We start from the raw sequence: 13,914 nt of genomic DNA, 5'->3' as shown, positions 1-13,914 counted from the left end.
TGTCCGTGACAAAAAAGGGACAGGCTCAGTCCCCGAATAGGATTCTGAGCCTGTCCCCAAAGTGTCCCGGACAGAAATGAACCCGTCCCCGTTATTCCATCAGGGATGTGACCGCTTGCGCGTAGGCAACTGGGTCATCTATGGGCATGTTCTCCACGATCAATGCTTGGTTGTAGAGGATGGTGGAATAGAGGGATACCTTTTCAGAATCGCCAGCCTCCTGAGCTTTCTTCAGCACTTCGAAGATGGGATGCTGTGGGTTCAGCTCCAATACGCGATCGGCTTTGATACGCTCACCATCAGGGCCCATGGCCATCATGCGCTCCATCTCGAGTGAGATCGGCCCTTCGGTGGTAACGGCTGCAGGCGTTTCGGAAAGGCGCGTAGAAACAGCAACGCGCTTCACGGCTCCATCGAGCGCTTCAGCCATGGCGGTGAAGAGCGATTCGTTCTCCTTGGTGATCGCCTCGGCTGCTTCCTTTTCGTCTTCGGTCTCTAGATCCAGATCGCCGCCAGCCACGTTCTTCAGAGGACGCTCATCGAAGCTATTCATGGCCATCAGACAGAATTCATCCACGTCTTCGGTGCACAGCAGCACGTCGTAGCCTTTGTTCATGACGCTCTTCACGATGGGCATCTTCGCCAGGCGATCGACCGATTCGCCCACCGCATAGAAGATGGACTTCTGGTCTTCGGCAGCCTTTTCCAGGTATTCCGCTAGCGTGACCATCTTCTTTTCGGTCGCTGAATAGAACAGCAGCAGATCAGAGAGCTTGTCCGCATCCATACCATAGCTTGAATAGATACCGTATTTGATGCCGCGACCGAAGTCCTTGAAGAAGTTCTCGTATGCCTCACGGTCATCTTCGAGCATCTTCAGTAGGTCGGACTTGATCTTCTTCTCAAGCTTTTGGGCGATGGCACGCAGCTGGCCGTTGTGCTGCAGGGTCTCGCGTGAGATGTTCAGCGTCAGGTCCTGGCTGTCTACCACGCCGCGCACGAAGTTGAAATAATCAGGCAGCAGCTCCTCGCACTTCTCCATGATCAGCACGTTGGAGGTGTAGAGCGCCAGGCCCTTCTTGTAGTCCTTACTATATAGGTCGTAAGGTGCGTGGCTCGGGATGAACAGCAGCGCATCGTAGGCCAAGGTGCCTTCGGCGTGTATGGAGATAGTGCGCAAGGGATTGGCGTAGTCGTGGAAATCTGACTTGTAGAATTCGTCGTATTCTTCTTGGCTCACTTCAGATTTGCGGCGCTTCCAGATGGGGATCATCGAGTTGATGGTCTCCACTTCGGTGACCGTTTCGTATTGCGGCTGATAGTCATCGCCTGCATCTTCGGGCTTGGGCATCTCGACGGACTTCTGACATTCCATCTTGATGGGATAGCGCACGTAGTTGCTGTAGCGCTTGATCAGGCTTTTCAGCTGTGGTTCGGAGAGGAACAGGTCGAAATCCTCTTCTTCGGTGTTGTCCTTCAGTTCCAGCACTATCTGCGTGCCGTGCGTCTCTTTCTTGCCCTTCTTGATGGAGTAACCTTCGATGCCATCGCTGGTCCAGCTCCAAGATTCATCGGCGCCCCATGCGCGCGTGTTCACTGTAACCTTCTTGGCAACCATGAAGGCGGAATAGAAGCCCACGCCGAACTGACCGATGATGTCGACATCTTTGCCTTGTTGCTCTTCGTTCTCGGCTTTGAATTGCTGGCTTCCCGAATGAGCGATGGTGCCAAGGTTCTCTTCAAGCTCGGCCTTGGTCATGCCGATGCCCGAGTCTTCGACGGTGATGGTGCGTTCATCGCGGTCGAAGGAAACGGTGATGAACAGGTCGTCCTTGGATACCGTGATGGAAGAATCGGTCAGGCTCTTGAAATAGAGCTTATCGACCGCATCCGATGCGTTAGAGATCAGTTCGCGTAGGAAGATCTCGCGGTTGGTGTAGATCGAGTTGATCATCAAGTCGAGCAGTTTCTTGCTCTCGGTCTTAAACTGTTTCATCCACGGTCCTTTCTTGCTTCGTTCGTTCGCTGGTGTGGATATGTTGGGACGGATCGGGGGGCGGCCCTTCTTACCCACTTTTTTGTCACTAAAGAAATTAGCACTCTAATAGGTAGAGTGCTAATAAAGCGTTTTCAGTTCCGTGCGCGTGCACAAAATAATCATAGCCGTGACAGGGTTGGTGGCGAACTAGGCTAAACCCTGCCTTGCTGGCACATAGGGAGTTCGAGCTTGGAGACTGCTGGGCCTAGAGGCTGCGCGCCTTGGCAACCGTGGCCTGGACTGCGCTCATGGTAGTGCCATCGAAAGCACCACATTCCAGCTCTTGTACGCCGGCGATGGTCGAACCGCCAGGAGAGCAGACTTCGTCTTTCAACTGCGCGGGATGCTTGCCCGACTCCAGCACCATCTTCGCACTTCCGAGTACCGCCTGAGCTGCGATCGTGCGTGCTTGTTCGCGCGGCAGCCCTTCGGCTACGCCGCCATCAGCCAGCGCTTCGATGAACATATAAGCGAATGCTGGAGTGCTTCCGCCTACCGCACTTGCCGCATCCATCAGAGATTCCTTCAATTCGATAGCCAAACCGAAGCTCTCGAGCAGCTCTTTTACGATCTTCGTATCTTCGGGCGTGGTAAGGTCGCCTACGCAGAACGTGGTGATGCCTTCGCCTACCACAGCAGGAGTGTTCGGCATCGCGCGTACCAGCTTCACGGGGCGAGCGATCTTGTCGCTCAACCATGCGAGCGTCTTGCCCGGCGCTATGCTCACTACTATCTGGCACTCATGCAGGTTGTCCTTCACCTGATCGATGACGCTTTCGTACTGTTGGGGCTTCACGCTCAGAAAGACGATGTCAGACTCGCCCGCAACACGGGTATTGTCGGTGGTCGCTTGAATGCCCAGCGCTGCAGCAGTGGCATCCGCATGAGCTTGAGTGGTGTTCGATGCCAAGATATCCTCGGGCGCTACTAGGCCCTTTGCCAGGATCCCTTGGATGATGGCCTTCGCCATGTTCCCGCATCCGATGAAACCAAGCCTCATGGTTCCTCCTTCGAAAGGTTCTTTTCGTAGCATTAATGATAGCGCGCACACTCTGCGACTTTCTTACTCTTTGGCAACACTTTTCTTTCAAGACCGTGAACGCTTCGCTGGCGTCTGATTGCGAGCATGGTTGCCTGATAGGCTGTTCACAGGGGAAGTGGCTATTCGGCAGCCACATGTCCCTTCCTGAAAGAACATCGCATGACCGTGACAAAGACCTTGTGGCATGTGCGTTATGGCGAAAAGAGGAATCATGGCTTCCAATGCAGTGAAAAAAGACAAGAACTGGTCGATCATCGTCCCAGGCGTATTGCTCATCTTCTTCGGTATCTTGTGCGCCTTCTACCCAGGACTTACGCTGCTCAGTGTCACGTTCGTGGCAGGTGCTGGATTCATCTTCGCAGGCGTGGTGAACTTCGTTTCCTATTTCCGTGAGCGCAAGATCCAGAAGCTGACTGGTTGGTATATCGCTTACGGTATCTTGGACATCATCATCGGCTTGATGTTCGTCATCCATCCGCTGGCCACCGCCTATGTGCTTCCGTGGCTCATCGGCTCGTTCGTGATCGCTTACGCGATCGTCGAGATCTTCAGCATCGTAGCAATGCGCAAGCAGCTCGGTTCGATCTGGGGCGTGGGTTTGGTCTCGGCCATCCTCAGCCTTATCATCGGCATCATGTTCTTCATCTTCCCTGAAACCTTGGTGGTATTCATCGCGGTCTTCGCTATCATCCGTGGCGCAACGCTCATCGCCGCTGGATTCAGCGGCTACCAACCTGTCTAGGCCATCGCACCTATCAGTGCGCAAGCACAATTGGGGACGGGTTCATTTTTGTCCCGGACAGAAATGAACCCGTCCCCAATTACGGCCAGACAAGATAAGGACCGGCCCCAAATTGTTCGGGCACTCGCCTTCCTCTTCACCGTTCACCCCCCCCTTGCCGTTCGTGGGCGGGGTGGAGGATGCGCGGGAAAGCGCACGCGAAATGTGGCAGAATGAAGAGGACCTAAACGCAGCTTAAACGCACTCCTGTTCCCGCATTCCCAAAGGTGCCGTGGCCTTTCATGCTCTCAAAATTTAGCGTTAAGCGTCCCTATATCATCGTCGTTGCGGTCATTATCGCACTTATCCTCGGTGGTGTCTCGGTCAGCAAGATGAAGACCGATCTGCTGCCCGAAATGGACATTCCCTATCTTATGGTCATCACCACCGACCCTGGCGCTAGCGCCGAAAAGGTGGAGGTCGAAGTGACCGATGTCCTCGAAGATGCACTCTCGAAGGTCAACGGCGTGTCCGAGATCCAGTCGCAAAGCGCTAACAACTATTCCATGGTCGTGCTCGAATTCGAGGACGGCGCCGATATGGATTCAGCCATGGTGAAGGTGTCGTCAGCGGTGAACGAGGTTCAGTCCCTGCTGCCCGAAACGGCGGGTTCACCTAATTACATGGAGATGAGCATGGACATGATGGCCACGCTCTATATCGCCTGTTCGTATGACGGCAAGGACATCTACGAACTTTCTGATTTCTCTGAGAGTACGCTGGCACCTGCTTTCGAGCGCATCAATGGCGTGGCGGATGTTTCTGTGGTGGGCGCGGTGAATCAGTCGGTCGAAGTGCGCCTGAACGAATCCAAGATCGAAGACATCAATAACCGTTTGCTCTCGAGCGTGAACTCGGAACTTTCCGATGCGAAGAAGTCCATCGATGAAGGCAAGTCTCAACTGACCAGCGCAGAATCTGCATTGAAGAAGCAGCAGGAAGATCTTGCCTCTACCGAGAAAACTACCACTGATCAGCTGGGTCAGACCATCTCGGGCCTTACCTTGGCAGTCTCTTCGGGTACCGCGCAGGTCGCGGCATTGAATGCGCAGATCCAATCGCTGCAGGCTCAGCTTGCGGCGGCCCCCGAAGCTATGAAGCCTGCGCTGAATCAGCAGATCGCAGCTCTTCAAGAGCAGCTCACCAAGGCAACGGGAGAGCTTTCTACCTATCAGAATCAATTGGCTGCAGCAGAAGCGGGCGGTTTGAGCGCAGCGAGCCAATTCGGCAGCGGATCGGCGCAGCTTGCTGCGGCGCTCAGCACGCTCGAGCAGAGCAAGACGCAGCTCGATGAAGCTCAGGCGCAGTATGAAGATGCGCGTGATAAGGCCATCAGTTCGGCGAACATCGATGCTCTGGTGGACAAGAACACGCTCGCCAGTCTGATCAAGGCTCAAGACTTCTCGATGCCTGCGGGCTATCTGGGCAACTCCACCGACGACGAACAGTGGCTCTTGCAGGTGGGCACGAACATCGCCAGCCTTGATGAGCTGCGCAACCTCATGCTGGTCGATCTTGATAATGTGGGTGAGATCCGCCTTGAAGACGTGGCTGATATCACGCTGGTGGACAATGTGGGCGATGCCTACATGCGCTTGAATGGCGCCGAAGGTACCTGTCTGACCGTATTCAAGAGTTCGACCGCATCTACGAGCGATATCTCCAATGCGTGCCGTGAAGAGGCCGAAAAGCTGCGCGAGTCTTATCCTGGCCTTACGCTCGATATCGTCAGCGACCAAGGATCGTACATCTCGCTCTACATCAATTCCATCTTGCAGTCGCTCTTGCTCGGCGCATTCCTGGCCATCATCGTTTTGGCTATCTTCCTGCGCAGTTGGAAGCCCACCCTTATCGTTGCGTTCTCCATCCCGTTCTCGGTGCTGGTGGCACTGCTGCTCATGTATTTCTCGGGCATCTCGCTCAACATCATGTCCTTGGGCGGTATCGCACTGGCCATTGGTATGCTGGTGGACAATTCCATCATCGTGTTGGAGAACATCTATCGTCTACGCGGTCGCGGCATCCCAGCGCAGCGCGCGGCGGTCCAGGGCGCTAAGCAGATCACTGGCGCGGTCATCGCTTCAACGTTGACCACCATCTGCGTATTCTTGCCCATCGTGTTCACTACGGGCATCGTGAATCAGCTGATGCTGCCCTTCGCGCTTACCATCGCTTACGTGTTGTGCGCATCGCTCGTGGTGGCGCTCACGTTGGTGCCCAGCCTTTCGCGTTTCGTGTTCCGCAATTATGTACCGCGCCAGAACAAGTGGTTCGAGAAGCTCCAAGAATCCTATGGCCGTTCGCTCAACTTCTTCCTGAAGCATAAGGTCATTCCGTTGGCGGTTTCGGTGGTGCTTTTGGTAGTGGCTATCGGCGGTGTGGTGAACATGGGTATCACCATGATTCCCACTATGACGGGTAAGAACATGTCAGTCACGGTGATCATGCCTGAAGATGTGGAAAAAGAAGATGCGTTTGCCATGGCTGACGACATCATGGATGCAGCAGTGAGCATCGAAGGCGTGGGCAATGTGGCGGCGATCGATGGCACCTCCACCATCTCTATGGTGTCGAGCACTTCCTCTTCGAGCGACAATCAAGTCTACGATATGTTCATGTTCTATTTGCAGATGGACGATTCGGTCACCACTGAACAACAGGTGCTCGACATCGGCCAGGAGCTGGCAGATAAGACCGCGGGCCTTGATTGCGAAGTCATCACGGACGCTTCTTCTTCGGAGGCTATGAGTTCGATGATGGGCAGCGGCCTTTCCGTGACCATCACGGGTCCCGACCAGGACGAACTGCTGCGCATCAGTGAAGACGTGATGGGCATCATCGATGAGGTCGAAGGCTATACCGAGATCGAGAACGGCATGGAAGAAGCCGATCACGAATTGCACCTGATCGTGGACGAAGACAAGCTTACGCGTGAAGGCTTCACCGTTGCACAGCTCTATCAGCAGCTTGCGGGGATGCTGAACACCTCGACAACTTCCAGCAAGCTGGCCATCGACGGCACTCAGGTTCAGGTCGAGATCATCGACGAGACCAACGTACCTACCCGCGAAGACATCCTGGACACGGTCATCACCATGACCAGCCAGCAGGGTGAATCGGTCGACGTGAAGCTGGGCGATGTTGCCACGGTAGAAGAGGGCTTGGCCTCGGATTCCATCGTTCACCTGAATTCGAACAAGACCATGACGGTCACCGCTGAAGTGGAAGACAGCTTCAACAATGCACTGCTCTCGCGCGAGCTGACTCAGAAGCTCGATGCCTACGATGTGCCCGACGACTACCAGATCTATTACGGCGGCGAACTCGAGAACATCAATACCATGCTCGAACAGATGATGCTCTTGCTCATTCTGGGCTTCGTGCTGATCTACTTGATCATGGTGGCTCAATTCCAGAGCTTGCTCTCGCCGTTCATCATCATCCTCACCGTGCCGTTAGCGTTCACAGGCGGCTTCTTCGCGCTGTGGTTCAGCGGCGAAGGTCTTACCATGCTCTCCATGATGGGCTTCGCGGTGTTGATGGGCACGGTCGTGAACAACGGTATCGTGTTCGTAGACTACGTGAACCAGTTGCGCCGTGGCGGGCTGGAGAAGCACCATGCGCTGGTTGCTGCTGGTAAGACTCGTATGCGCCCGATCATGATGACGGCGCTCACTACCATCTTGGCCATGTTGCCCATGGTGTTCAGCGTGGCTATCGGCGCGAGCATGGAGCGCGGTATGGCGCTGGTCGTAGTAGGCGGCTTGCTCTACGCTACATTCATGACGCTCTATGTGGTGCCGATCATGTATGACTTGCTCTACCGTCGTGTACCTACTGAAGTTGACTTGGGCGATGAGACCCTCGACGACGACCCAGGCGATGCGCAAGCGTTCCTTGAAACGCTACAGGCAAAGCATGCGGCTCAAGCACTCGACCATGGTGGTCAGCGCTAGCTTGAGCGGACCGTGCAGCTTGGTGGCTCGGCCGAGCTGAGATGAAGATCGACCGAAGGCCTTGCGGGTGGACCGTGAGGCCTTTTCTTGCTCCCGCCTGGGATCCTTGCTGCGTAATCGACAGAACGGTGAACTAAAACTTTCGGGAACGTAACAAACCCCGCTTTCAGCTCGCACCCGCCATCAGGCACTCTAATATGAAGGGCGTCGGAAGATCTCGGCTCCTTCCGACGCTAGAAAATGTTCGTTGGACGGTTAGGGCTCTGCCCCTTGGAAGTCCAATTTTGGGAAGGTGATCCTGATGGAAAACGAAAAGTACACGCTGTTTGTGAAAGACGGTTGTCCGTTCTGCGAGAAGGTGCTCAACTTCATGGACGAACATCACATCGTCCTGCCGATCGTAAGGATCAATCTGATGGAGCACGATGTCATCTATGACCAGCTCATCAATCTGGGCGGTAAGTTCCAGGTTCCCTGCCTGGACATCGATGGCACTGCGATGTACGAATCTGACGACATCATCGCTTATCTGAATAAGACTTTCGTTGAAAACAAATAGCTTTGTGGCGGCGCGCCTACGGGCTCGGGTAATTTCCGCAAACGCGTCACCCTCTAAAACGTATCCTATGAAGAACGAGGCACCTAGTCATGCAGGTGCCTCGTTCATATTTGGAGTCGATCTGTGGCGGCGAACCGTATCGCATCGTGCAGGTTCGTACTTTGCGGTCATCTGAGCGTGTAGAGCGCTATGACGCAGCGCTGGGGCGTAAATTCCTAGCCCAAGGTAAGCCTTGGCGCTCTAGCCCTCTTCTTTCTGATGCTGCTGCGCCTCTTCGTAGGCCTGGTAGGTGAACAGCTCCCATTGTTTGCGCGTTGACTTCGCCACCGTGTCCAAGATGATGCCAGCTGTGAAGGAGAGCGCACCGCAAATGACCAGCGCAATCGCAAGGATAGCAGTGGGGAAGCGTGGCACCAAGCCCGTCTGGAAGAACTCGGCGATAACAGGAATGCCCGCGATCAGGCCGAGCACCACCAAGATCAGCGCCAGCCAGCCGAAGAACGCCATGGGCTTGTGATCCTTGAACAGCGACGCGATGGCGCGCAGCACCTTTGCACCGTCACCAAAGGTGGAGAGCTTGGAATAGCTGCCTTCAGGTCGGTCGCGGTAGTCGATGGGCACGTCTTTGATGCGGAAGCGCTTGTCCACCGCGTGGATGGATATCTCAGTTTCGATCTGGAATCCTTCAGAGAGCACGGGCATGGTCTTCACGAAGATGCGGTTGAAGGCACGATAGCCGGTCATCACGTCGTCGAAGGCATAGCCATAGATCACTTTGATGAGCCAACGCACCAGGTCATTACCGAATCCGTGGAATGCACGGTCGTTCTCTTCGCCGTAGGTGCCGTTCGAGAGGCGGTCGCCCACCGTCATATCGGCGGTGTCGTTCATCAGCGGCTCGAGCAGCGCAGGAGCAGCTTCAGCGGGGTAGGTGTCGTCGCCGTCGACCATGATGTAATAATCGGCATCGATCTCGCGGAACATCTGGCGAACCACATTACCTTTGCCTTGGCGTGGCTCCATGCGCACGATAGCGCCATGTTCCTTGGCGATCGCGGACGTATCGTCTTTGGAATTATTGTCATAAACATAGATATCGGCATCAGGTAGAACACGCTTGAAGTCGTCGATCACCTTGCCGATGGTTACCGCTTCGTTGTAGCAGGGAATAAGCACTGCAACTTTGTCAGCCATTGAGCCTCTTTTCGCCCGATCGAACCTGCTGTGAACCCTCATTATACAAAATGTCACTGACCGCAGACGGGGGCCTCCGCGCTCCAGTGGCACCTACTTTCGCTCAAGCGTGTATTTCCTGTATAGAAAAGTTGCAACTTGATGACAGTTCTTACGCGCGCGCGATAGAATTCTACCCATCTTTATTGTCGAGGCCGGATTGGCAGTATGGATACGAAATGAATAGGAATGAAAGCAAGCGCGCGAAACTTCGCCGCCCAAGAGGTGTTCTCGCCTCGTTTTGCTTCGTTGTTGCAATAGCATTGGTGGTTGGAGCAGGTTTCTTCAACCTGCGCACCGCAGAGGTGCAGTCGAACTCCAGTGCAGGTCAGACCACGAATCTCACTGAAGATGTGGTCGAGGTGACCAACGCACAGCCGCAAAACGATGTGGTGGAAGTTGTAAGCGACTCAACATATGGTGAATACGAAAAGGGCAAGGTGCTCCTGCTGGTCGATGATGCGACCGATATGGAGGCCTTGAATGCTGTGCTCGAAAACACGGATTTCGTTGAGACGAAAACTGTATCTGAACAGGATGTTTCTGCTGGATTCGTTCAAGTGAGCATCAATGGCGATGTTGCCATGAGCAATGCCCTTGAGGCGCTGGGAGCTGCAGGCCTGCAGGCCCAGCCGAACTATATCTATCATCCGCTCGAGGGCGACGTTTCTGACTATCAGCTCGAAGACGTTTCGAGCGCTGATGAAGTCGCTATTGAAGTCAATGAGGCTTCTGTGGTTGACGATGCTCGTGAAGGTTCTGTGGAGGCGGATGGCTCTGTTGATCCAGAAGACGATGCAAAGAGCGAGTCTGCTTCCGCGCAAACCCCCGAAAATGATCTTGATACCGTAAGTCAGCTCTTCACCGCTCTGAGCACGGGCGAGGGCTTCGTTTCTTCCGAGTCGATCGATACAGCTGCAGCGGTGAAAGTGAATGACCCGAGCGCATCGGGGCAATGGATGCTCACTTCGATGAATGCCTACAAGGCTTGGGGCATTGCGAAGTGCAAAGACGACGCTGCTACTTCACCAAAGGTGTCGGTTGCCGTGATCGACACTGGTTGCCGAGCCACTCACGAAGACCTGGTGTACAACATTCGCGCGACCTACAACTCCGAGACCAACACCCCAGGAGTTGATGCTGTAGCTGATAAGAATGGACATGGAACCCACGTGGCAGGTATCATTGCGGCGGATGCAAATAATGGCAAGGGTATTGCGGGCATTTCTTATGATGCAGGTCTGGTCATTATTAAAGCAAGCGTTGGGGACACGCAGAACTTTACTACTGCAACGTTGGCTCAGGCTTATGCCTGGCTTATGGAAGTTAACGGTGTGCAGACTAACGCAAAAGCGCATAACGTTCGCGTGGTGAATATGAGCGTAGGCGGAGAGGGCGCGCTCAATCGAGACGATGCTCTTTACAAGAATATAACTAAGGCCAAGAAGCAAGGCATTCTTACGGTATGTGCAGCTGGTAATGCGGCGGGTACGGCGGTACCACCTTATAACTGTATCCCTGGCGATTATGAGGACTGCTTTACTGTTATCAACTTGACCCACGATAGCACTTCAAGCACTTTGAACGATGCCTCAGGTTCATTCAACGTATCACGCTATGCAGGATCGAACTATAACGTTGCCGACGGCGACCTTAGCACTGCCAAGAATATTTCTGCACCAGGAACGAGCATTGTGAGTGCGGTCAATACTGGTGATTCGGAATACGGCTATAAGACAGGTACCTCTATGGCAACCCCTGCAGTGTCGGGCGTTGCAGCGTTGCTGTTTGCCTATGATCCTAGCTTGACCGCAGAAGATGCGCGTAAGATCCTTGAACAAACAGCGACCGATCTTGGCTCAAAAGGCTGGGACAGGGAAACGGGTTATGGCGAAGTGGATGCCTATCGTGCCCTGCAGATCTTGAGTGCGGAGATCTCAGGCAAGAGCGTTCTTGCTAATGGTGAAAAAGCAGTTCCGCTGGAGTTGTGCTGCGCAGATAATGAGAGCATCGATCCTAAGGAGTGGGACTGGACCTCCAGTAACCCTAATGTCCTTGCAGTCGATCCTAATACTGGCACCATAAGCGCTGTTAGCCCAGGCACGGCTACGCTCACGGCAACGCATAAAACTATCGACACCCGTTCGATTACTAAAGAGATCAGCGTTGAATCGAGTGATTTAAGTCAGACTGCTGAAGCTATTAATCTTGCTGACGCAACAATTACTCCTATTCCTGTCCAAACCTATACAGGCGGTCCTCAAGAGCCCGCTATCACGGTGAGAGTGCAGGTAAATGGTCAAACTCAGACCTTAACACCCAATGTTGACTATAAGGCAACTTATTCGAATAACATCAATGTGGGTACAGCAACGGTAACTATATCAAAAGGCACGAATACAAATATCGACGGAACCAAGTCGGCTACATTCGGAATCCAGGCGGCCAGCATCAAAAATGCAACCGTTTCATCGATTCCTGATCAGATTTATACGGGAGCCGCAGTGGAGCCGATTGGGGATGTCATTGTTTATTCTGGTGTAAATCAGGAGCGATTGACCAGGGGTACTGATTATAAGGTCGAATTTAGCAGCAACACAAACGCCAGTTTAGGATTGGCCACTGCAACAATTGTTGGAATAGGGAATTACAAAGACAGCATCGAACAACATTTCAGTATTCTTTATGACTTCAATAAGGTTTCTATAGAAGTTGCAGATCAAGAGTATACGGGTAGTGAAATTCGTGCACCGCAGATCAAGGCCACTTATAACGGTATGACTCTTAAAGAAGGTTCCGCAGGCGATTTTCAAATCATAGGGTTCAGTAACAATATTGAGCCTGGTAAAGCTTCTGTTAAGCTTAAAGGACGAGCAATGTTTACGGCCGTGACCAGGGACTGTGATTTTACGATTACTCCTCGCGACCTAAGTCATGGCGTTGTTGTATCTGCCATCCCAACTCAGGAATATACAGGGAAAGAAATCAGGCCATCCTTTACTGTTTCGTATAACGGGAAGGCATTAACCCAAGGCACTGATTACACGGCGTACTATTCAAACAACACAAAAGCAGGTCAGGCACAAATTAGAATCGTTGGCACTGGTAAATGCTATACGGGCGAAATTACCGCGACGTTCAAAATTAGTGACATTTCCCTCAACAAGACCACTACTACAGTCGATGGCTTTATTAATGATTTTAACTACAATGGCGAAGTTCGCTCTCAAAACGTGACGGTTACGTTCGATAAGTACGGTCCCGAACGTAAAGTCCTTAAGAATGGAACAGACTATCGAATTTACTATCGAATAAAGGGTCAAAAAGATTCAGTCCTTCCTATCGGTGATAGTAAAAAGAATGTCACTTATGAAATGGTGATCGTGGGCCAGGACCCTTATACGGGCACCATTGTTCGCGAGTTTTCGATTTACGCCCCGAGTAGCTCCAACTCGGGCAGCTCGACCAACAATCCAAACAATTCGAGCGGATCGAACAATTCGAATAATTCCAACAACTCGAATAATTCGACCAACAATGCTCCCGATAGCAGCGGCGCAACCAACGTGGTCTTGCAATCAGCACCCGATGCTCCCGCAGTAACGGGCTCGTGGAAGAAGTCGGGTGGCAAATGGTGGTTCCAACTCGATGCGAAGTCGACCACCTCGCTGAAGGGTGGAAAGAACTACCCCTACAATCGCTGGGTCACCATTGGCGGTAAACGCTACTACTTCGATGGCTCTGGCTGGATGAAGACGAAATGGCTGCAATCGGGCGGAAAGTGGTATTGGCTTGGCACCGATGGCGCCATGAAGACAGGCTGGATCAAGACGGGTGGTAAGTGGTATTACCTGGCTGGTGACGGCATCATGCAGACTGGCAAGAAGAAGATCAGTGGCCAAACGTATTATTTGAACACCAGCTCCGGCGCCATGAAGACGGGCTGGAACAAAGAGAGCAACACCTGGTATTACTACAAGTCTTCGGGCGCGATGGCTAAAGGCTGGGTCAAGAGCAGTGGTAAGTGGTACTACATGGACACCTCCTCGGGTGCAATGCGCGTCAACTGGCTCACAGTAGGTGGGCAGACGTACTTCCTGCTCTCGCCTGATGGGCGCATGCTCACAGGATGGATCAAGATCGATGGCACGTGGTACTACTTCAACAAGTCTGGCTATATGCAGAAGAGCAAATGGGTAGGCAACTACTATGTCGATGGAAATGGCAAGATGCTCACTAACCAGTGGGTTGGAAAATATTGGGTTGGTTCTGACGGCAAGTGGACTGGCAGAACACGATAGGCAG

7 protein-coding genes are annotated in these 13,914 nt (G+C 53.2%); 4 read left to right on the top strand and 3 right to left on the bottom strand.

Features of this window, described 5'->3' with window-relative positions:
- Positions 1–91: 91 nt before the first annotated feature.
- Together htpG and proC are read right to left on the bottom strand one after the other, a co-directional pair.
- Positions 92–1,996, bottom strand: coding sequence for a molecular chaperone HtpG (gene htpG / locus NFR25_RS02910; RefSeq protein WP_251197753.1), 1,905 nt, complete (start codon positions 1,994–1,996; stop codon positions 92–94).
- Positions 1,997–2,243: 247 nt separating this feature from the next.
- Complete coding sequence (gene proC / locus NFR25_RS02905; protein ID WP_251197752.1) at positions 2,244–3,038, bottom strand: pyrroline-5-carboxylate reductase; 795 nt, start codon at positions 3,036–3,038, stop codon at positions 2,244–2,246.
- A 253-nt stretch (positions 3,039–3,291) separates the two neighbouring features.
- Between proC and NFR25_RS02900 the strand changes: the two genes are divergently transcribed.
- From NFR25_RS02900 to NFR25_RS02890, 3 genes are all read left to right on the top strand, one after another.
- On the top strand, positions 3,292–3,822 hold the full coding sequence (locus NFR25_RS02900) for an HdeD family acid-resistance protein (RefSeq protein ID WP_251197751.1): 531 nt from the start codon (positions 3,292–3,294) through the stop codon (positions 3,820–3,822).
- 281 nt (positions 3,823–4,103) lie between these two features.
- The gene (locus NFR25_RS02895) at positions 4,104–7,817 is read left to right on the top strand and encodes an efflux RND transporter permease subunit (protein WP_251197750.1); all 3,714 of its coding nucleotides are present in this window, start codon (positions 4,104–4,106) and stop codon (positions 7,815–7,817) included.
- A 301-nt stretch (positions 7,818–8,118) separates the two neighbouring features.
- A complete protein-coding gene (locus tag NFR25_RS02890; protein WP_251197749.1) occupies positions 8,119–8,376 on the top strand; it encodes a glutaredoxin family protein in 258 nt (85 codons plus the stop codon).
- 240 nt (positions 8,377–8,616) lie between these two features.
- On the opposite strand, the gene NFR25_RS02885 is transcribed toward NFR25_RS02890, so the two are convergent.
- On the bottom strand, positions 8,617–9,570 hold the full coding sequence (locus NFR25_RS02885) for a glycosyltransferase family 2 protein (protein WP_251197748.1): 954 nt from the start codon (positions 9,568–9,570) through the stop codon (positions 8,617–8,619).
- A gap of 218 nt (positions 9,571–9,788) precedes the next feature.
- Here NFR25_RS02885 and NFR25_RS02880 point away from each other — a divergent pair, with 218 nt between their 5' ends.
- Positions 9,789–13,910 carry a S8 family serine peptidase gene (locus tag NFR25_RS02880; RefSeq protein ID WP_251197747.1) on the top strand — a complete coding sequence of 1,374 codons (4,122 nt, stop codon included), beginning with the start codon at positions 9,789–9,791 and terminating at the stop codon, positions 13,908–13,910.
- The last annotated feature ends 4 nt before the right edge of the window (positions 13,911–13,914 follow it).

Source organism: Anaerotardibacter muris (assembly GCF_943192915.1).
Taxonomy (GTDB): Bacteria; Actinomycetota; Coriobacteriia; order Coriobacteriales; family Eggerthellaceae; genus Anaerotardibacter; species Anaerotardibacter muris.
Note: the sequence above shows the minus strand (reverse complement) of the source record. Positions and strands in the feature narration are given on the sequence as shown.

Coding starts and splice junctions, on each gene's coding strand:
- htpG (WP_251197753.1), bottom strand. CDS start 1,996: ATGAAACAGTTTAAGACCGAGAGCAAGAAACTGCTCGACTTGATGATC.
- proC (WP_251197752.1), bottom strand. CDS start 3,038: ATGAGGCTTGGTTTCATCGGATGCGGGAACATGGCGAAGGCCATCATC.
- NFR25_RS02900 (WP_251197751.1), top strand. CDS start 3,292: ATGGCTTCCAATGCAGTGAAAAAAGACAAGAACTGGTCGATCATCGTC.
- NFR25_RS02895 (WP_251197750.1), top strand. CDS start 4,104: ATGCTCTCAAAATTTAGCGTTAAGCGTCCCTATATCATCGTCGTTGCG.
- NFR25_RS02890 (WP_251197749.1), top strand. CDS start 8,119: ATGGAAAACGAAAAGTACACGCTGTTTGTGAAAGACGGTTGTCCGTTC.
- NFR25_RS02885 (WP_251197748.1), bottom strand. CDS start 9,570: ATGGCTGACAAAGTTGCAGTGCTTATTCCCTGCTACAACGAAGCGGTA.
- NFR25_RS02880 (WP_251197747.1), top strand. CDS start 9,789: ATGAATAGGAATGAAAGCAAGCGCGCGAAACTTCGCCGCCCAAGAGGT.